This window comes from Streptomyces anandii JCM 4720, assembly GCF_014650655.1.
GTDB lineage: Bacteria > Actinomycetota > Actinomycetes > Streptomycetales > Streptomycetaceae > Streptomyces > Streptomyces anandii.
This window is the reverse complement of the sequence record NZ_BMVJ01000002.1, coordinates 58,743-76,627: the sequence shown is the minus strand read 5'-3', so window position 1 is coordinate 76,627 and position 17,885 is coordinate 58,743. Positions and strand designations below refer to the sequence as shown.

At 72.1% G+C, this 17,885-nt stretch carries 20 protein-coding genes; 4 read left to right on the top strand and 16 right to left on the bottom strand.

The genetic code is table 11. The features are described from left to right. Together IE249_RS36020 and IE249_RS03450 are read right to left on the bottom strand one after the other, a co-directional pair. On the bottom strand, positions 1-495 hold a 495-nt coding region (locus IE249_RS36020; RefSeq protein WP_229857413.1), incomplete at its 3' end, for a serine/threonine-protein kinase. A 97-nt stretch (positions 496-592) separates the two neighbouring features. Next, complete coding sequence (locus tag IE249_RS03450) at positions 593-1,444, bottom strand: menaquinone biosynthetic enzyme MqnA/MqnD family protein (RefSeq protein ID WP_189703291.1); 852 nt, start codon at positions 1,442-1,444, stop codon at positions 593-595. 371 nt (positions 1,445-1,815) lie between these two features. Here IE249_RS03450 and IE249_RS03445 point away from each other — a divergent pair, with 371 nt between their 5' ends. After that, positions 1,816-2,019 carry a cold-shock protein gene (locus IE249_RS03445; RefSeq protein WP_004984723.1) on the top strand — a complete coding sequence of 68 codons (204 nt, stop codon included), beginning with the start codon at positions 1,816-1,818 and terminating at the stop codon, positions 2,017-2,019. A 250-nt stretch (positions 2,020-2,269) separates the two neighbouring features. Here the strand turns inward: IE249_RS03445 and IE249_RS03440 are convergent, their stop codons facing one another. Then, positions 2,270-4,234: an AMP-dependent synthetase/ligase gene (locus tag IE249_RS03440; protein WP_189703290.1), complete on the bottom strand. Its 1,965-nt coding sequence runs from the start codon at positions 4,232-4,234 to the stop codon at positions 2,270-2,272. A 277-nt stretch (positions 4,235-4,511) separates the two neighbouring features. Continuing rightward, positions 4,512-5,798, bottom strand: a complete 1,287-nt coding sequence (locus IE249_RS03435) for an acetyl-CoA C-acetyltransferase (RefSeq protein WP_189703289.1) — start codon at positions 5,796-5,798, stop codon at positions 4,512-4,514. Between the two features lie 87 nt (positions 5,799-5,885). Between IE249_RS03435 and IE249_RS03430 the strand changes: the two genes are divergently transcribed. Next, the gene (locus IE249_RS03430; RefSeq protein WP_189703288.1) at positions 5,886-7,244 is read left to right on the top strand and encodes a 3-oxoacyl-ACP reductase; all 1,359 of its coding nucleotides are present in this window, start codon (positions 5,886-5,888) and stop codon (positions 7,242-7,244) included. 3 nt (positions 7,245-7,247) lie between these two features. After that, positions 7,248-8,165, top strand: a complete 918-nt coding sequence (locus IE249_RS03425; RefSeq protein WP_189703287.1) for a MaoC/PaaZ C-terminal domain-containing protein — start codon at positions 7,248-7,250, stop codon at positions 8,163-8,165. Positions 8,166-8,174: 9 nt separating this feature from the next. On the opposite strand, the gene IE249_RS03420 is transcribed toward IE249_RS03425, so the two are convergent. From IE249_RS03420 to IE249_RS03380, 9 genes are all read right to left on the bottom strand, one after another. Continuing rightward, the gene (locus tag IE249_RS03420; RefSeq protein ID WP_189703286.1) at positions 8,175-8,819 is read right to left on the bottom strand and encodes a TetR/AcrR family transcriptional regulator; all 645 of its coding nucleotides are present in this window, start codon (positions 8,817-8,819) and stop codon (positions 8,175-8,177) included. Positions 8,820-8,988: 169 nt separating this feature from the next. Then, on the bottom strand, positions 8,989-9,279 hold the full coding sequence (locus IE249_RS03415; RefSeq protein WP_189703285.1) for a DUF4229 domain-containing protein: 291 nt from the start codon (positions 9,277-9,279) through the stop codon (positions 8,989-8,991). A gap of 102 nt (positions 9,280-9,381) precedes the next feature. Continuing rightward, complete coding sequence (locus IE249_RS03410) at positions 9,382-9,906, bottom strand: GNAT family N-acetyltransferase (RefSeq protein ID WP_189703284.1); 525 nt, start codon at positions 9,904-9,906, stop codon at positions 9,382-9,384. Between the two features lie 16 nt (positions 9,907-9,922). Beyond that, entirely contained in the window at positions 9,923-10,588 is a 666-nt protein-coding gene (locus IE249_RS03405; RefSeq protein WP_189703283.1) for a UdgX family uracil-DNA binding protein, read from the bottom strand. Between the two features lie 29 nt (positions 10,589-10,617). Continuing rightward, positions 10,618-11,781 (bottom strand): aminofutalosine synthase MqnE, encoded by a 1,164-nt coding sequence (mqnE, locus tag IE249_RS03400; protein WP_189703282.1) that lies wholly within the window; start codon positions 11,779-11,781, stop codon positions 10,618-10,620. A 48-nt stretch (positions 11,782-11,829) separates the two neighbouring features. Continuing rightward, positions 11,830-12,285: an Lrp/AsnC family transcriptional regulator gene (locus tag IE249_RS03395; protein WP_189703281.1), complete on the bottom strand. Its 456-nt coding sequence runs from the start codon at positions 12,283-12,285 to the stop codon at positions 11,830-11,832. An 87-nt stretch (positions 12,286-12,372) separates the two neighbouring features. Beyond that, positions 12,373-13,053, bottom strand: coding sequence for a UbiX family flavin prenyltransferase (locus IE249_RS03390; protein ID WP_189703279.1), 681 nt, complete (start codon positions 13,051-13,053; stop codon positions 12,373-12,375). Between the two features lie 62 nt (positions 13,054-13,115). After that, positions 13,116-14,018: a menaquinone biosynthesis prenyltransferase MqnP gene (mqnP, locus tag IE249_RS03385; RefSeq protein WP_189703278.1), complete on the bottom strand. Its 903-nt coding sequence runs from the start codon at positions 14,016-14,018 to the stop codon at positions 13,116-13,118. Then, positions 14,015-15,472 carry a menaquinone biosynthesis decarboxylase gene (locus IE249_RS03380; protein ID WP_189703277.1) on the bottom strand — a complete coding sequence of 486 codons (1,458 nt, stop codon included), beginning with the start codon at positions 15,470-15,472 and terminating at the stop codon, positions 14,015-14,017. Before IE249_RS03380 ends, mqnP begins: the two co-directional genes overlap by 4 nt. 86 nt (positions 15,473-15,558) lie before the next feature. On the opposite strand from IE249_RS03380, the gene IE249_RS03375 reads away from it, so the two are divergent. Continuing rightward, positions 15,559-15,840 carry a PLD nuclease N-terminal domain-containing protein gene (locus IE249_RS03375; protein ID WP_189703276.1) on the top strand — a complete coding sequence of 94 codons (282 nt, stop codon included), beginning with the start codon at positions 15,559-15,561 and terminating at the stop codon, positions 15,838-15,840. 12 nt (positions 15,841-15,852) lie between these two features. Here the strand turns inward: IE249_RS03375 and IE249_RS03370 are convergent, their stop codons facing one another. The 3 genes from IE249_RS03370 to IE249_RS36015 form a co-directional block, all read right to left on the bottom strand. Next, positions 15,853-16,254 carry an SRPBCC domain-containing protein gene (locus IE249_RS03370; protein WP_189703275.1) on the bottom strand — a complete coding sequence of 134 codons (402 nt, stop codon included), beginning with the start codon at positions 16,252-16,254 and terminating at the stop codon, positions 15,853-15,855. Between the two features lie 65 nt (positions 16,255-16,319). Further along, positions 16,320-17,423 (bottom strand): c-type cytochrome biogenesis protein CcsB, encoded by a 1,104-nt coding sequence (gene ccsB, locus IE249_RS03365; RefSeq protein ID WP_189703274.1) that lies wholly within the window; start codon positions 17,421-17,423, stop codon positions 16,320-16,322. After that, positions 17,420-17,885 (bottom strand): cytochrome c biogenesis ResB family protein (locus IE249_RS36015; RefSeq protein WP_229857411.1); only part of this gene is annotated, 466 nt, incomplete at its 5' end. The genes IE249_RS36015 and ccsB, both read right to left, overlap by 4 nt.

Sequence of the window (17,885 nt, the reverse complement as noted above, 5' to 3'; positions counted from 1 at the left end):
CGCGGTGCCGTCGGTGGCGCGGGCGATGCCGAAGTCGATCAGGAGCGGGCCGTCGAGGGTCAGCAGCACGTTGGACGGCTTCACGTCCCGGTGCACCAGGCCGAGTTCGTGCACCGCGCCCAGCGCCTCGGCGAGACCGGAGCCGAGCGCCCGTACCGAGTGCTCGGGCAGCGGGCCCGCGTCGGTGACGGCCGCGGCGAGGGAGGGGCCGGCCGCGTAGGCCGTGGCGACCCAGGGCACGGGCGCGCCGGGGTCGGCGTCCAGCACGGGCGCGGTCCAGGCGCCGCCCACCCGGCGCGCGGCCTCGACCTCGCGCCGGAAGCGGGCGCGGAACTCCTCGTCGAGCGCGAAGTGCGGGTGGACGATCTTCACCGCGACCGTGCGGCCGCCCGCGCTGCGGCCCAGGTACACGCGGCCCATGCCGCCGGAGCCCAGCCGGCCCAGCAGCCGGTAGGGCCCCACGGCGGTGGGCTCGTCGACTTCGAGCGGCTGCATGGCGTCCACTCCTCCCCCGTACGACTCCGCGCGGCTCCCCACGACTTCCCAGCAGGGTAGTGCCGAAAGGGCGCCGGCCGGCCGTCGGCCGCTCCGTCTACAGCGGCTGGAGGAGGTCCACCTTCACGTCCGCCGGGAAGCCGGTCGTCGGGCCGACCCGCCGGGCGAACTCCGCGACCGCCGCCAGCTGCGGGGCGCCGAAGCTGAAGTCGAGGGTGGTGAAGTACCGCTCCAGGACCTGCTCGTCGAAGGCCTCCCAGCGGGCCGCCTGCTCGGCGACCTTGCCGACCTCCTCCAGGGAGAGGTTGCGGGAGGACAGGAAGGCCTCGTGCACCTTCCCGGTGATCTCCGGCTCGCGCTCGACGTAGTCGCGGCGGGCCGCCCAGACCGCGAAGACGAACGGCAGGCCCGTCCACTCCTTCCACAGGGCGCCCAGGTCGTGGACGTCGAGACCGTAGCGGGGGCCGTCGTGCAGGTTGGCGCGCAGGGCGGCGTCGCCGATGAGCACCGCCGCGTCCGCCTCCTGCATCATCAGGCTGAGGTCGGGCGGGCAGGTGTAGTAGTCCGGAGCCACCCCGTACCGCTCGGCGAGCAGCAACTGGGCGAGGCGGACGGAGGTGCGGGAGGTCGAGCCGAGGGCGACCCGGGCGCCGTCGAGCCGGTCCAGGGGCACCTGGGAGACGATCACGCACGACATCACCGGGCCGTCGCAGCCGACGGCGATGTCGGGGAAGGCGATCAGTTCGTCCGCGTGCTTGAGGAACTCGACGAGGGTGACCGGACCGATGTCGAGGTCCCCGCGCACGAGCTGCTCGCTGAGCTTCTCCGGCGTGTCCTTGGTGAGCTCGAAGTCGAGCAGCGTGCCCGTTCTCGCGAGCCCCCAGTACAGGGGCAGGCAGTTGAGGAACTGGATGTGGCCGACGCGCGGCCGGATGCGAGAATTGTCCACATCGCGAGACTAGACCCTGCCCCCGGTGACCCCGCCGCCACCCCCTGTCCCCTCTCTCGGGGGCGGCTCCCCGCGGCCCGCGTTCCCTCTCCTGGCCGATCGGGGCCGGACTTCCGCCGATCTCTCTACGTCAACCTCTCACCAGAACCTTCAAACATCCGGGTGACGTGATCTTGACCTCTATTGCTTTTCGTCGGCCGCATGCTAGGCTCACGAGCAAGTTGCAGTTTGGTTTCCCTTGCAGTACAGAGCCTGCGGAGCATGTGACCGCGGGCTCTGGTCGTTTTCAGACGTATGCAGTTGTGCGGCGATTTCGTTTTCACACTTGCAGGTTCTGGAGCAGGGCGACCCTTTGGGCCCAAGGAGGGCTTATGGCTACCGGAACCGTGAAGTGGTTCAACGCCGAAAAGGGCTTTGGCTTCATCGCCCAGGAAGGCGGCGGCCCCGACGTCTTCGTCCACTACTCCGCGATCAACGCGACCGGTTTCCGCTCCCTCGAAGAGAACCAGCAGGTGAGCTTCGACGTCACGCAGGGTCCGAAGGGCCCGCAGGCGGAGAACGTCACCCCGGTCTGAGCGTTCCGCGCGCAGTAACCGATCCGACAGCAGTACCCAAGGAGCCCCGCGCCGTCCGGCGACGGGGCTCCTGCCTTTGCCGCACGCGGCGCGGGGGCCCCGCCCGCCCATGGGCCGGGGCCGTTCGCCCGGGGCCGTTCGTGAATTCCCCGTGAATTGCGGGTGGCGGCCGCCGGGGCCCGCCGTCGAATTCCTGCCGCCCTCCCGGACGGACGGCGGGAATTCGGCGAGGTCTATCGGCTCCGCGGCCTCAGCCCGCGTACAGCCCCTCCACGGCCCGCGCGAAGTCGCGCATGATCGCCTCCCGGCGCAGCTTCATCGAGGGCGTCAGATGACCCGCCTCCTCGGTGAAGTCGACGGGCAGCACGGCGAACCGGCGGATGGACTCCGGGCGGGACACCAGCTTGTTCGCCTCGTCCACCGCCCGCTGCAGGACCGCGCCCAGATCCGGGTCGTCCACGAGGAGCTCGGGCGGCACCGGGTGCTTGCCGTTCATCTGGCGCCAGTGGGTGATGCCGTCGGGGTCCAGGGTGATCAGGGCGGAGACGTAGGGGCGGCCGTCGCCCAGGACCAGGCACTGGGAGATCAGGGGGTGCGAGCGGAGCCAGTTCTCCAGCGGGGCGGGGGCCACGTTCTTGCCGCCCGAGGTGATCAAAATTTCCTTCTTCCGCCCCGTGATCGTCAGATAGCCCTCGTCGTCCAGGCGGCCGATGTCCCCGGTCGGGAACCAGCCCTCGTACGTCGCCGAGACCACCCCGCCCGCGTTCGGGTCCCAGTAACCGCGGAAGACCTGCCCGCCGGACAGCAGCACCTCGCCGTCCGTCGCGATGCGCACCCTGGTGCCCGGCAGCGGGCGGCCCACCGTGCCCAGCCGGGGTTTCCGCGGCGGGGTCACGGTGGCCGCGCCGGTCGTCTCGGTCAGGCCGTAGCCCTCGTAGATCTCGACGCCGGCGCCGGCGAAGAAAGCGGCCAGGCGGCGGCCCAGCGGTGAGCCGCCGCAGATGACGTAGCGCAGCCGGCCGCCGAGCGCGCCGCGGATGCGGCGGTAGACCAGGGGGTCGTAGAAGGCGCGGGCGGTTTTCAGGGCGCGGCCGGGGCCGGGGCCGGTGCCGTGCTGGCGGGCCTCCACCGCCTCACCGTAGCGGCGGGCCACGTTCGCGGCGCGGTCGAAGGACGAGGCCCGGCCGCCGCGCTCGGCCGCCGCCCGCGCGTTGTTGTAGATCTTCTCCAGCATGTACGGGATGGCCAGCAGGAAGGTCGGCCGGAAGCTCGCCAGGTCTGCCAGCAGGTCTTCGGCCTTCAGGCTCGGCGCGTGCCCGAGCCGCACGCCCGCGCGGACGCAGGCGACCGCCACCATGCGGCCGAAGACGTGCGACAGCGGCAGGAAGAGCAGGGTCGCGGGCTCGTCGGAGGTCCTCGCCTTGAAGATGGGGTGAAGCAGCTCGATCGCGTTGTCGACCTCGGCCAGGAAGTTGCCGTGGGTGAGCGCGCAGCCCTTGGGACGGCCGGTGGTGCCGGAGGTGTAGATCAGCGTGGCCAGCGTGTCGGGGCCGAGCATGCCCCGGCGCACGTCGACCTCCTGGTCCGGGACCGTCGCCGCGCCGAGTTCGGCCAGCCGCTCCACGTGGCCCTTGTCCATGACCCACATGTGGCGCAGGCCCAGCAGGCGCTCGCGCTCCGGGCCGAGGGCCGCCGCCTGCCCGGCCGTCTCCGTGACCAGGGCCACCGCGCCGGAGTCCTGGAGGATCCAGCGGGTCTGGAAGAGGGACGACGTCGGGTAGACGGGCACGGTGACCAGGCCGGCGGCCCAGGCGGCGAAGTCCAGCAGCGTCCACTCGTACCGCGTGCGGGCCATGACCGCGATCCGGTCGCCCGGGACCAGGCCCTCCGCGATCAGGCCCTTGGCCACGGCCAGCACCTGGTCGGCGAACCGGGCCGCCGTCACGTCCGTCCACTCGCCGTCCGCGTCCCGGCGGCTGAGCACACGGCGGTCCGGGTCGGCGTCCGCGTTCTCGAACGGGAGGTCCGCGAGCGAGCCGTGCGTCACGCTCGCGACCAGCGGCGGCACGTAGGCCTCCCGCACTTCCCCGTCCAGCCGCCGCGTCAGCGGTTCCACGGGCACCGGGCCGATGTCCGGGTCGTACGCGAACTCCGGCGACGGCTGCCGGTGGGGGGACGAGGGCGACGGTGAGGAGGACGAGTACGAGATGGGCATGGCAGCTCCTGGGGCCTGCAGCTACGTACCGCACTGCAGCATCTGGTACGCGCCGGGCGCGCCGGGGCGTTCACCGGGGATGTGCGGCTGGGGGGCGGCTGGGGTGTTACCGCCGGTCGGAACCGGGATCGTACGGCTCCCTCGTGGGGAGTTCGTGCGGGTTCGGGGCGGGAGCGGGGATGGTCCGGGGCCGGGGATGTGCAGTCTTCGGATTCACGGCGGTGGGGCGCCGCGGGGCCGTTCCGGTACGTCCGTCAGGGCCGGTCGGGGGTCATCGTCACGGGCGTTCGAGGATGGCCGTCACGCCCTGGCCGCCCGCCGCGCAGACCGAGATCAGCCCGCGGCCGGGGCCCTCACGCTCGGCGAGCAGCTTCGCCAGGGTCGCCACGATCCGGGCGCCGGTCGCGGCGAAGGGGTGGCCGGTGGCGAGCGAGGAGCCGGCGACGTTGAGGCGGGCGCGGTCGACCGGGGCCAGGCCCCGCTTCTCCCAGGCCGCCAGCGTCGCCAGCACCTGGGAGGCGAACGCCTCGTGGATCTCCACCAGGTCGAAGTCCTCGACGCCCAGCCCCGCGCGCTCCAGCATGCGCGGGACCGCGTACGCCGGCGCCATCAGCAGACCGTCCTCGCCGCCCGCCACGTCGCCGTGCGCGAAGTCCACGGCGGCCGTCTCGTACGCGGTCAGGTAGGCGAGCGGTTCCAGGCCGCGGGCCCCGGCCCACTCCTCGGACGCCAGCAGCACGGTCGCCGCGCCGTCCGTCAGGGGCGTGGAGTTGCCCGCGGTCATGGTGGGTTCGGGGCCGTCGAGCCCGAACACCGGCTTCAGCGCGGCGAGTTTGTCCACCGTGGAGCCGGGGCGCAGATTCTGGTCGCGGGACAGGTCCCGGAAGGGCACCACCAGGTCCTCGAAGAAGCCGCGTTCGTAGGCCGCGGCGAGCCGCTGATGGCTGGTGGCCGCCAGTTCGTCCTGCTCCCGGCGGGTGACGCCGGACGCGCGGGCGGTGACGGCGGCGTGCTCGCCCATGGAAAGCCCGGTGCGCGGCTCGGCGTTGCGCGGGATGTCGGGGACGAGGTGGGAGGGGCGGATCTTCGCCAGCGCCCGCAGGCGCGCCCCCGCCGACTTGGACCTGCGGGCCTCGAGCAGGACGCGGCGCAGCCTGTCGTTGACGCCCAGCGGCGCGTCGCTCGCGGTGTCCGCGCCGCCCGCTGTCGCGGACTCGGTCTGCCCGAGGGTGATCTTGTTGGCGGCGGCGATCACCGCCTGCAGCCCGGTGCCGCAGGCCTGCTGGATGTCGTACGCCGGGGTGCGCGGGTCCAGCTTCGAGCCGAGCACGGTCTCGCGGGCCAGGTTGAAGTCCCGGCTGTGCTTGAGGACCGCGCCGGCGACGAACTCGCCCACGGCGCCCGGCCCGTCGAGGCCGTACCGCTCGACGAGGCCGTTCAGGGCCGCGGTGAGCATCTCCTGGTTGCCCGCGGTGGCGTAGGGGCCGTCGGAGCGGGCGAAGGGGACGCGCGTCCCGCCGATCACCGCGACCCGGCGGGTCCGAGGGGGCTCAAGGGGACTCATCTCGACCTGCTCCTCACCCGTGACATAGGCTTACCTCCGGTAACCTTACTCCAGAGTAAGCAATTGGGAACCCCTGGGAGATGGCCCATGGCCGACCGCTACCTCAGCTTCACCGGCACCGCGCCGGGCCGTTTCCTGACCCGCCGGCTGGGCCTGCCGCAGCCCGCGGCGCTCCGGCGGTGGTCACCCGAACGGCCATCGCTCGACGGCACGTTGCTGCGTCTCGTGGCCGGCAAGCCGGACCCGGACCTCGCCGCCGGCCTGGCGGACGTCCTGACCCGCACGGGCCCGCACCCGTCCGGCGCGCAGACCGGGACCGCTGTCGACGCATCCGACGCCCCCTCCGGGCAGCCCCCCGCCGCCGTGGTCCTCGACGCCACCGGTGTGCGTGACGTCGACGCGCTCGGCGATGTGCACGCCGCTCTGCATCCCGTCGTGCGCTCGGTGGCCGCGAGCGGGCGCGTGGTCGTGCTCGGCGCCCCGCTCGATGCCGCCGACCACCACCAGGCCGCGGCCCAGCAGGCGTTGGAGGGCTTCACGCGTTCGCTGGGCAAGGAGATCGGCCGGGGCAGGACCGTCAACCTCGTGCGGCTCACCGACGCGTCCGCGGCCGAGTCCACCCTCCGCTTCCTGCTCTCCCCCAAGTCCGCCTACGTCAGCGGCCAGGTGATCCACGTCGGCGCGGACGCGGCCACCTCCCCCGAGGACCGGGACCGCCCGCTCGCCGGGCGCACCGCCCTGGTCACCGGCGCCGCCCGCGGCATCGGCGAGGCGGTCGCCGAGACCCTCGCCCGGGACGGCGCCCATGTCGTCGTGCTGGACGTGCCGGCCGCCGAGAAGGGCGCCCGCGCACTGGCCGAGCGCCTCGGCGGCACCGCCCTCACCCTGGACATCACCGCCGCCGACGCGGGCGGGCGGATCGCGGCCGCGCTGCCCGGCGGCCTCGACGTGCTGATCCACAACGCGGGAGTCACCCGCGACCGGCGGCTGGTCAACATGCCCGCCGAGCGCTGGAGTCCGGTCATGGAGGTCAACCTCGCGAGCGTGCTGCGCACCACCGACGCGCTGCTCGCCTCGGGCACCCTGCGCCCGGGCGGCCGGATCGTGGCCACCGCCTCCATCGCGGGCCTCGCGGGCAACGCCGGGCAGACGAACTACGGCGCGAGCAAGGCGGGCGTCGTGGGCCTGGTCCGTTCGCTGGCGCCGCGCGCCCTGGAGGAGCACGGGGTGACGGTGAACGCGGTCGCGCCCGGCTTCATCGAGACCAGGATGACCGCCGCGATCCCCCTGTTCATCCGCGAGGCGGGCCGCCGCATGAACTCCCTCGCGCAGGGCGGACTGCCCGTGGACGTGGCCGAGACGACCGCCTGGCTCGCGCACCCCGCCTCCGGCGCGGTCAACGGCCAGGTCGTACGGGTCTGCGGCCAGAGCCTGCTGGGGGCGTGACCGGTGACCACGGCCGACCCCACCCCCGACCGCGGCACCGCGCCCTCGTCCGTCGTCCTCCCCCGCCCGCCCTCACTCGCCCCGCTCCTCGCCCGGGGCGCCCTGCGCTCGCCCTTCAAGCGGCCCGGCCCCGACGCGCCCTTCCCCCGCACCCGGCTGGTGCTGCCCTCCCTCCGGGTCGACCTCGGACGGCTGGCCGCCTACGAGCGGGTGTGCGGCTTCCCGACCGGCGAGGACGCGCTGCCCGTCACGTATCCGCACGTGCTGGGGTTTCCGCTGGCGATGCGCCTGATGAGCGGCGGCGACTTCCCGCTGCCGCTGCTCGGCCTGGTCCACACCTCGATCGACATCACCCGGCACCGGGTGCTGCCCGCGACGGGGACGTACGAACTGACGGTGTACGTCGCGGGGATGGCCGCGCACCGGCGCGGCACCGAGGCGACCGTCGTCACCGAGCTGCGCTCGGCCGGCGGGGAGGCGGTGTGGGCGTCGACCAGCACCTATCTGGCCCGCCACCGCACCGACGGCGCCGGGGCGGACGAGAGGCCGGGAAGGGCGCCGGTCCGGGCGGGCCACGAGCGTCCGCCGCTGCCCGCCGTCGAGGAGTGGCGGCTCGCCGGAGACGTGGGGCGGCGCTACGGGGCCGCCTCCGGGGACCGCAACCCCATCCACCTCTTCGCGCTCACCGCCCGCCTGTTCGGCTTCCCCCGGGCGATCGCGCACGGCATGTGGACCGTGGCCCGCTGCCTCGCCGCCCACGGCACTCCGCCGGCCGCACTGGTCCGGGGGGAGTTCCGGGCACCGGTGCCGCTGCCGGGCGCGGTCACCTACGCGGCGGACGACATCGGCCGCTTCGAGCTGCGCGCTGCGAAGGACGGGCGCGTCCACCTCTCGGGCGAGGTGCTGCCGCTGCTCACCTGAGCCGCCCGGTCAGGCGGCGGGCGGGGTCCAGGGCTTGCCCGTCATGAGGTTGTCCAGGCCCGCCCAGGCGAAGTTCATGAGGGTGGCCGCCGCCTGCCGGGCCGTGACGCCGGGGGTGGCGTTCGCCCAGGCGGCGAGGGACTCGGCGGCGCCCACGAGGGCCTCGGCGAGCCCGGACACCTCGCGCTCGGGCAGGTCGGGATCGCGGTGGGCCTCCCGCGCGGTGACGGCGATCAGCTGCGTGACGAAGGCGACGAACTCCCTGCGCAGCTCGCCCACCTCGGCCGCGAACGGCTCGCCGTGGGTGCGGGCCTGGGTGTGCAGCACCGACCAGCCGTCGGGGTGCTGCGCGGTGTGGGTGAAGAACGCCCGCAGCCCTTCCCAGAGTTGGCGGTCGGCGGGCAGCTCGGGGCGTACTCCGGCACGCACGGCCTCGGTCAGCGCGATGGCCTCGCGGCGGATGCAGGCGCTGAAGAGGTCTTCCTTGGAGTTCAGATACAGGTAGACCAACGGCTTGGACACACCCGCCAGTTCGGCGATCTCGTCCATCGACGCGGCCATGTACCCGCGCCGGCCGAAGATCCGCACGGCGGCGTCGAGCATCTGCTGTTCACGAACCGCACGCGGCATCCGCGTGGTCTTCACGGCACCCATGGAGGCATAGCCTACGGTTCGCACACCGGCGCGCCGCCCGCGAAGCGGCCCCGCACCCGCCGTCCCGGCCGGATCAGGACACCTGGAACTCTCTTCCGGATCTTGCCGCCGGTCGCGGTCGGCCGGGAGGCGAGGTCGCTCGGAGCCGGCCTGATCCGGAAGAAAGGCCCTAGCCCTGGGCCCGTGCCCGGTCGTCGGCCAGGTCCTCCTGGCTCGCGCTGGCCTCGATGTTCGCCTTCATCCGGTCCACCCGGCGGGCGACCTGCTCCGAGGCGCGGTCGCGCTCCTTGCGCAGGACCACGAAGCTGATCGGGGCCGAAATCACCAGGGCGAGCAGGGCGATCCACAGACCGTTGGAGCTGCCGAGGCCGCGCGGGACCACGCCGGAGTAGACCAGGCCCCAGACGACCACGAGGCAGCCCACGAAGATTCCGAGGCGCATCAGCGTGTAGCGGAGCATCTCAATCCACTCTTCCGTCCAGAACGATCCCAAAGGCCCACCGTCAAGTGAAGCACGTCCGGCGCCGGATCTTGCAGGGGGGTGTCAAAGGGGGCCAAATCCTCAGGTCAGCGGCAGCAGCATGAACACGTCGTCGCGGTCGTCGTCCGGCGCGACCCTGATGGCGCCCGGTACCCGGCCGACCTCCTTGTAGCCGCAGGACTCGTAGAACCGCTCCAGGCCGAGCCCGCCCCGGCAGGTCAGCCGTATCGCCTCGATGCCGTCGATGCCGCGCGCCGCCTCCCCGGCGGCGGCCAGCAGGTCGCGGCCGTAGCCCCTGCCCTGGTGGCGCGGGTGGACCATCACCGTGTAGAGCCACAGCCAGTGGGTCATCAGCCGGTGGGTGTTGAGGGTCAGGAAGGCCGTGGCGGCGACGCGCCCCTGCTCGTCGTGGCCGACCAGCAGCCGGGCGCGGCCCTCGGCCATGGCCACGAGGTGCCTGACCAGTTCGGGCCGGATCGTCTCGCGCGTGACGGGGGGCACGAAGCCCACGGAGCCGCCCGCGTTGGACACGTCGGTCCACAGGTCGAGGACGCCGTCGCGCAGGGCGCGGTCGACGGCGGGGTCCAGCGTGAAAGTAAGGGGCATACGGTCATCGTATCTATTACGACAGTGCGCTCACCGCCACTTCCAGATCCGAGACCAGCCCACGGTAGGCGCCCTCCCGGTCGTCCGCGCGCAGCACCGACGACGGGTGCACGGTCGGCACCAGCCGCTCGGGCCGGCCGTGGATCTCGCGCTCCAGGACCGTGCCGCGCACCTCTCCCACCCGGAACGACGAGCCGAGCAGCGCCTTGCCCGCCGTGGCGCCGAGCACCACGATCAGCTCCGGCTCGACGACCGCGAGTTCGGCCGCGAGCCAGGGCCCGCAGGCGGTCATCTCCCGCAGGCTCGGCGCCTTGTGGATGCGGCGCTTACGCGGCTCGGCCCGGGTGAACTTGAAGTGCTTGACCGCGTTGGTGACATAGGCCTCTCCGGGGTCGAGGCCCGCCTCGGCGAGCGCCCGGTCCAGCAACCGCCCGGCGGGGCCGACGAACGGCTTGCCCTGCCGGTCCTCCTGGTCGCCCGGCTGCTCGCCGACCAGCATGACCCGGGCGTCCGCGGTCCCGGCGCCGAACACCGTCCGGGTGGCGTCCCGGTGCAGCGGACAGCCCCGGCACCCGGCGGCGGCACGGCGCAGCGCCGGCAGCCCTCCGCCGCCGGGCACGAAGGGCTCGGCGGTGTACGCGTCCTCGGGCGCGGCGGCGGCAGGTGACGTACGCGGACTCACGCCCCGCCGGGTACCGCGCCCGGCGGTGCTCACACGCGCATGGGCTGCGGCGCCTCGCGGCGGCCGGTGTCCGGGCCGTCGTACTCCCGGATGATCTCGTAGCGCGTGTTGCGCTCGACCGGGCGGAAGCCGGCGTCGCGGATCAGCTCGAGCAGGTCGTCGCGGGTCAGCTTGTTCGGCGTGCCGAAGTTGTCCGCGTCGTGCGTGATCTTGTACTCGACGACCGAGCCGTCCATGTCGTCCGCGCCGTGCTGGAGGGCGAGCTGGGCGGTCTGCACTCCGTGCATCACCCAGAACACCTTGACGTGCGGGACGTTGTCGAAGAGCAGCCGGGAGACGGCGAAGGTCTTCAGGGCCTCCGAGCCGGTGGCCATGGTCGTGCGCGCCTGGAGGCGGTTGCGGACCTTGCCGTCCTTCATGTCGACGAAGTCGTGCTGGTAGCGCAGCGGGATGAAGACCTGGAAACCGCCGGTCTCGTCCTGGAGTTCACGCAGCCGCAGCACGTGGTCCACGCGGTGGCGGGGCTCCTCGATGTGGCCGTAGAGCATGGTGCAGGGCGTCTTGAGGCCCTTCTCGTGCGCCAGGCGGTGGATCCTCGACCAGTCCTCCCAGTGGGTGCGGTGGTCGACGATGTGCTGCCTGACCTCCCAGTCGAAGATCTCCGCGCCGCCGCCGGTGAGCGACTCCAGGCCCGCGTCGATCAGTTCGTCGAGGATCTCGCTCGCGCTCAGCCCGGAGATCGTCTCGAAGTGGTGGATCTCGGTGGCGGTGAACGCCTTCAGCGACACGTGGGGCAGCGCGGCCTTCAGCTCCCGCAGCGAGCGCGGGTAGTACCGCCAGGGCAGGTTGGGGTGCAGGCCGTTGACGATGTGCAGCTCGGTGAGGTTCTCCGACTCCATCGCCCTGGCGAGCTTCACCGCCTCCTCGATGCGCATCGTGTACGCGTCCTTCTCGCCCGGCTTGCGCTGGAAGGAGCAGTAGGCGCAGGACGCGGTGCACACGTTCGTCATGTTGAGGTGGCGGTTGACGTTGAAGTGCACCACGTCGCCGTTCTTGCGGGTGCGCACCTCGTGGGCCAGGCCGCCCAGCCAGGCCAGGTCGTCCGACTCGTACAGCGCGATGCCGTCCTCGCGGGTCAGGCGGTCACCCGCCCGTACCTTCTCCTCCAGCTCGCGCTTGAGCCCGGCGTCCATGCGAATACCTCTTTCCGGAAAGACTCCGACCACCGTACGCCGGGTGACCTACGCACCTTCGGGCAGCTCACCCACGCGGTTCTCCCACTTGGTGGACAGCACGATGGTGGTACGGGTCCGGGAGACGCCCTTGGTGCCGGACAGCCGGCGGATGATCCGCTCCAGTCCGTCGACGTCCGTGGCGCGGACCTTGAGCATGAAGGAGTCGTCGCCCGCGATGAACCAGCAGTCCTCGATCTCGGGCAGGTCCTTCAGCCGCTGCGCCACGTCCTCGTGGTCGGCCGCGTCGGAGAGCGAGATGCCGATGAGGGCGATCACGCCGAGGCCGAGCGAGGCGGCGTCCACCGTGGCCCGGTAGCCGGTGATGACACCGGCCGCCTCCAGCCGGTTGATGCGGTCGGTGACACTCGGTCCCGACAGGCCGACGAGGCGCCCCAGCTCCGCGTAGGAGGCCCGGCCGTTCTCCCTCAGGGCCTGGATGAGCTGCCTGTCCACCGCGTCCATGCGATCGAAGCCTTCCGCTGAAGAGTTCCGAAGTGATGAGAGGTACTGATGGGTGCCGCGAAGTGCTGCGAGGTACTGCGAGTACTGCTACCGGTCCGGTGTGCCGGCGCCGCCGCCGAGTCCGCCCTGCCAGCGGCGGTACAGGCGGTGTTCCACGCCCGCCGCGTCGAGCACCCGCCCCGCGACGAAGTCCACCAGGTCCTGGATGTGCGTCGCGCCCGCGTAGAAGCCCGGCGAGGCCGGCACCACCGCCGCGCCCGCGTCGTCCAGGGCGACCAGCTGCCGCAGGGTCTGGCCGTTCAGCGGGGTCTCCCGTACGGCCACGACCAGGGGGCGCCGTTCCTTCAGTGTGACGCTCGCCGCCCGCTGCAGAAGGTCCTTCGACAGCCCGAGGGCGACCCCGGCCACGCAGGCGGTGGAGGCCGGCACGATGATCATCCCCTTCGCCGGGTACGACCCCGAGGACGGCCCCGCGGCGAGGTCCCCCGCGTTCCAGTACCGCACCGGCGCGATGTCGCAGGCGAAGGTGCCGGGCTTGCCGTCGGCCCCGCGGGCCAGCCATTCGCGCAGATCGTCCTGCCAGTGGGCGTCCCGGAAGGAGATGCCGGTCTCGTCCAGCAGGGTGAGCCGCGAGGCCCGGCTGACCACCAGGTCGACGCTGTGTCCCGCGTCGAGGAGGGCGCGCAGCACGGCAGCCGCGTAGGGCGTTCCCGACGCCCCGGAGACCCCCACGATCCAAGGCGTGCGCTGCGTTTCTCCTGCGTTCACACCTTGAGCCTACCGGCGGACCGGTCCCTGCTCAGGACCGGTCGGCCACCGGGGCCCCCGGCTCACACGCTCAGGCCCCGGACCAGGAGGTCCAGCAGGGCACACACGAACAGGGCGATGCCGATGAACCCGTTGACGCTGAAGAACGCGCGGTTGACGCGGGAGAGGTCGTTCGGCCGCACGATCGAGTGCTCGTAGACGAAGGCGCCCGCGACGATCAGCAGGCCCAGCCACAGGAAGGCGCCGGCGCCGGTGACGATCGCGTACCAGACGAACAGGGCGGTGGTGACCAGGTGGCAGCCGCGCGCCCCCCAGATCGCGGCCGGGACGCCGAAGCGGGCCGGGACCGAGCGGACGCCGATCCGGCGGTCGGTCTCCACGTCCTGGCAGGCGTAGATCAGGTCGAAGCCGCCGATCCACACGCCGACGGCCACGCCAAGGATCACCGCCTTCCAGGACCACTCGCCGGTGACGGCCAGCCATCCGCCGACCGGTCCCATCGCCTGGGCGAGACCGAGGATGGCCTGCGGGAAGTTCGTGAACCGCTTGCCGTAGGGGTAGACCACCATCGGGATCACCGCGAGGGGCGCGAGCGCCAGGCAGAGGGGGTTGAGCAGGGCGGCGGCGCCGAGGAAGACGACGAGCGCGATCAGCGCGCCGGTCCAGGCGTGCCGCAGCGACATGGCGCCGGTCACCAGCTCGCGGTGGGCGGTGCGCGGATTGCGGGCGTCGATCTCACGGTCGATGATCCGGTTGACGGCCATGGCGAAGGTGCGCAGCCCCACCATGCACACGGTGACCAGGAGCAGCCGGCCCCAGTGGATGTTCCGGTCCCACTCGTACATCGCGGTGAGCGAGGCGATGTAGGCGAAGGGCAGCGCGAACACCGAGTGCTCGATCATCACCAGGCGCAGGAACGCCTTGGTGCGCCCCGGCTGCGGGATCGCGGCGGAAGCGGAACTCACAGGCCGTACTCCTTCCACCGGCGGTCGACCTTCGCCGCCGTCTCGGGGTCGGACAGCACCATCTCGGGCCAGCCGCCGTCGCGGGTGTAGCCCTCCTCCGGCAGCTTCCGGGTGGCGTCGATGCCCGCCTTGCCTCCCCAGAACTGCTGGTAGGAGGCGTGGTCCAGGTGGTCGACGGGGCCGTCCACGACCGTGAGGTCACGGGCGTAGTCGGTGTTGCCGAGGGCACGCCAGGCCACCTCGTGCAGATCGTGCACGTCGCAGTCGGCGTCGACGACCACGATCAGCTTGGTCAGCGACATCATGTGTGCCCCCCAGACGGCGTGCATCACCTTCTGGGCGTGCTTGGGGTACTTCTTGTCGATGGAGACGATCGCGCAGTTGTGGAAGCCGCCCGCCTCGGGCAGGTGGTAGTCCACGATGTCCGGCACGATGATCTTCAGCAGGGGCAGGAAGAAGCGCTCGGTGGCGCGTCCCAGGGGGCCGTCCTCGGTCGGGGGCCGGCCCACGACGATCGACTGGAGCAGGGGGCGCCTGCGCATCGTCACGCAGTCGATGGTCAGCGCCGGGAAGGGTTCCTGCGGTGTGTAGAAGCCGGTGTGGTCGCCGAAAGGGCCCTCGGGCAGCGTCGTGCCGGGCTCCAGCCACCCCTCCAGGACCACCTCGGCGTTGGCCGGCACCTGGAGCGGCACGGTCTTGCAGTCGACCATCTCGATCCGCTTGCCCGCGATGAACCCGGCGAACAGGTACTCGTCGATGTCGCCGGGCAGCGGCGCGGTGGAGGCGTACGTCACGGCGGGCGGGCAGCCGAAGGCGATGGCGACGGGCAGCCGCTCGCCCCTGCGGGCGGCCACCTGGTAGTGGTTGCGGCTGTCCTTGTGGATCTGCCAGTGCATGCCGATGGTGCGCCGGTCGTGGCGCTGGAGCCGGTACAGCCCCAGGTTGCGGACGCCCGTCTCGGGGTCCTTGGTGTGGGTGAGCCCGAGGTTGAAGAACGACCCGCCGTCCTTGGGCCAGGTGAACAGCGCGGGCAGCCGGTCGAGGTCGACGTCCTCACCGCGCAGCACCACCTCGTGCACGGGCGCGTTGTCGGACTTCACCTTCTTCGGCGGTACGTGCGCCATCGCGCCGAGCTTGCCGAACGCCTCGCGCACGCCGACGAACCCGTGCGGCAGCTCGGGCCGCAGCAGCCCGCCGATCTTCTCGGAGATCTCGCCGTACGACTTCAGGCCGAGCGCCTTGAGCAGCCGGCGGTCGGTGCCGAAGACGTTCATCGCGAGCGGCATCGCCGAGCCCTTGACGTTCTCGAAGAGCAGCGCGGGACCGCCGGACTTCTGCACCCGGTCGACGATCTCACCGACCTCCAGATACGGGTCGACCTCGGCCTTGATGCGCTTGAGGTCGCCCTCGCGCTCCAGCGCCCTGAGCAGGGAGCGAAGATCGTCGTAAGCCATGCGTCCCAGTATCTGTCACCGGCTACCCTGGCCCGGTCACCGGGGCCGTCCCAAGGCTCCCCCGCCCGACCGCCCGGAGAGGCCCCATGCTCAGGTATCTGCCCCTGCTGCTGGTCCTGGCCCTGTGGATCTACGCGTTCGTCGACTGCCTGAACACCCCCGAGGACGAGGTGCGCGGCATGCCGAAGGTGGCGTGGGTGATCGTCATCCTGCTCTTCGGCGAGGTACTGGTGGGTCCCGTCGCCTGGCTGCTGGCGGGCAAGGTCCGTCAGGCGCCCGGGCGTGCCCCGGGCCCGAGCTGGGTGGCCCCCGACGACAATCCCGAGTTCCTGAAGTCGCTGCGCAAGGACGACCCCAGGACGGAGTGACGGCTCAGCCGGTCAGCCGCCCGAGAGCTGTCCGATCAGCCGCTCGAAGCGGGCGCGCCAGCCCGGCTCGGTCTCGCCCTCGCCCTGGAACTCGTGGGTGAAGCGGAGCACCGAGCCGTTCTCGCCGTCGCGCTCCAGGTGGAAGCGGATACGGCCGCCGCCCTCCAGGGTGTACTCGGCGACCCGGTCGACGTCCCAGGCGGTGATCCGTCCGCTGCCGAGGTCGCGCAGGGTGACCGCGCCGCCGAGCCGGGGCTCCAGCTCGTCGGCCGGGGTGAACCAGCGCTGGAGCCCCTCGGGTGTGGCGAGCGCCGGCCAGACACCCTCCATGGGTCTCGGCAGCCGCACGAGGAAGCCCAGGATGTGCGTGTTGCCGTGGGTCTGGCTGGTGCCCTGTTCGATGGAACCGGTCATGCCTCCAGTGTCGCGCGCGGGCTCGCGCCCGGCGTGGGAGCCGGGCTCACACCCCCGCGCAGGGCTCACACCCCGGCGTAGGAGTGCTTACCGCCCACGAAGATGTTCACGCCGTAGTAGTTGAACAGCCAGCAGCCGAACGCGATCAGCGCGATGTAGGCGGCCTTGCGGCCCTTCCAGCCGGCCGTGGAGCGGGCGTGCAGGTAACAGGCGTAGGCGACCCAGGTGATGAAGGCCCAGGTCTCCTTGGGGTCCCAGCCCCAGTAGCGGCCCCACGCCGACTCGGCCCAGATGGCGCCCGCGATGATCGTGAACGTCCACAGCGGGAAGACGGCCGCGTTGATCCGGTAGGCGAACTTGTCCAGGGACGCCGAGGCGGGCAGCCGCTCCAGGACGGAGGTCGCGAAGGAGCCCGGCTTGCCGCCGCCCGCGAGCTTGTTCTCGTAGGAGTCCTTGAACAGGTACAGCAGGGTGCCGACCGCGCCCACGTAGAAGACCGCGCCGCAGACGATCGCGGTGGAGACGTGGATGTAGAGCCAGTACGAGTGCAGGGCCGGGACCAGCTGGTCGCTCGCGGTGTAGAGGACGGTGACCGCGAGGCCGAGGTCGAGCAGGACCGTGGTGGTCAGGAAGAGGCCGAGCCAGCGCACGTTCTTCTTCAGGGCCAGCAGCAGGAGGTAGACGCCGACCGCGACCGTGGAGAAGGTGATGTTGAACTCGTACATGTTGCCCCACGGCGCCCGCTGCACGGAGGCCGCGCGCGCGATCACGCCGCACAGCTCCACCAGGAAGGCGAGCACGGTGAGGGACACCGCGATCCGGCCGTAGAGGTCGCCCTGCTCGTCGCCGCCGTGCGCGCCGGGCCCGTCGGGCACGTCACGCGAGCCGGCCGAGGACCGTACGACGACCTCGGGCCGCTCCAGGACGGCGGTGCCCCCCTTGGACTTGACGGTGACGGCCGGGCCCTTCGCCCCGGCCGTGGCGGTCCCGGCGGTCAGCGCGGCCGCCGTGCGGGCGACCTTGCTGCGGCTGCCGAACAGCCACTCGGCGATGTAGGCGAAGAAGGCCAGGGTGTAAACGGCCATCGCGGAGTAGATCAGCGTGTTGCTGATGTTCGCCAGATGCTCGTTGGTCGCCGTGGCGAGCTCTGTTGCGGCGGCGGGAGTCACTTCTTCTCAGCCCCTTCGGCGGATGCGTAAGTCTCGTCGTCCGGCTCCCGGTCGGGGTCGGCGTCGGTCTGTGCGGGTGCCTTGTGGTGGACGAGGGCGGCGAGGTCGCCGATCTCCTCGGGGAGTTTCGCGGACTCGCTGCGGCCGAGGCCGGCCACCTCGACGACCGTCACGCCGTCCGCGCCGCGCACCGCGCGCACCCAGACCCGGCGGCGCTGGATGAACAGCGAGCCGGCCAGTCCGGCGATCGCGGCGAGGGCTCCGGCCAGCGCCCAGTCGTTGCCGGGCTGCTGGACGATCTGGAAGCCGGCCCACTCCTTGATGTCCTTGTCGAAGGTGATGGAGCCGGCGCCGTTCGGCAGCGTCATGGTCTCGCCGGGCAGCAGCCGCTGCTTGACGATGTCGCCCTTGGCGTCCTTGAACTGCTTGAGGTTGGGGTTGTCCTTGGTGTCCAGCTGGTAC

What these genes read in the sequence shown, in the direction of transcription:
- IE249_RS03410 (WP_189703284.1), bottom strand. Translation starts at nt 9,906, where the DNA reads ATGCCCCTTACTTTCACGCTGGACCCCGCCGTCGACCGCGCCCTGCGC.
- IE249_RS03370 (WP_189703275.1), bottom strand. Translation starts at nt 16,254, where the DNA reads ATGACCGGTTCCATCGAACAGGGCACCAGCCAGACCCACGGCAACACG.
- IE249_RS03430 (WP_189703288.1), top strand. Translation starts at nt 5,886, where the DNA reads ATGGCCGACCGCTACCTCAGCTTCACCGGCACCGCGCCGGGCCGTTTC.
- IE249_RS03375 (WP_189703276.1), top strand. Translation starts at nt 15,559, where the DNA reads ATGCTCAGGTATCTGCCCCTGCTGCTGGTCCTGGCCCTGTGGATCTAC.
- IE249_RS03380 (WP_189703277.1), bottom strand. Translation starts at nt 15,472, where the DNA reads ATGGCTTACGACGATCTTCGCTCCCTGCTCAGGGCGCTGGAGCGCGAG.
- IE249_RS03435 (WP_189703289.1), bottom strand. Translation starts at nt 5,798, where the DNA reads ATGAGTCCCCTTGAGCCCCCTCGGACCCGCCGGGTCGCGGTGATCGGC.
- IE249_RS03445 (WP_004984723.1), top strand. Translation starts at nt 1,816, where the DNA reads ATGGCTACCGGAACCGTGAAGTGGTTCAACGCCGAAAAGGGCTTTGGC.
- mqnE (WP_189703282.1), bottom strand. Translation starts at nt 11,781, where the DNA reads ATGGACGCCGGGCTCAAGCGCGAGCTGGAGGAGAAGGTACGGGCGGGT.
- IE249_RS03395 (WP_189703281.1), bottom strand. Translation starts at nt 12,285, where the DNA reads ATGGACGCGGTGGACAGGCAGCTCATCCAGGCCCTGAGGGAGAACGGC.
- IE249_RS03415 (WP_189703285.1), bottom strand. Translation starts at nt 9,279, where the DNA reads ATGCTCCGCTACACGCTGATGCGCCTCGGAATCTTCGTGGGCTGCCTC.
- IE249_RS03420 (WP_189703286.1), bottom strand. Translation starts at nt 8,819, where the DNA reads ATGGGTGCCGTGAAGACCACGCGGATGCCGCGTGCGGTTCGTGAACAG.
- IE249_RS03440 (WP_189703290.1), bottom strand. Translation starts at nt 4,234, where the DNA reads ATGCCCATCTCGTACTCGTCCTCCTCACCGTCGCCCTCGTCCCCCCAC.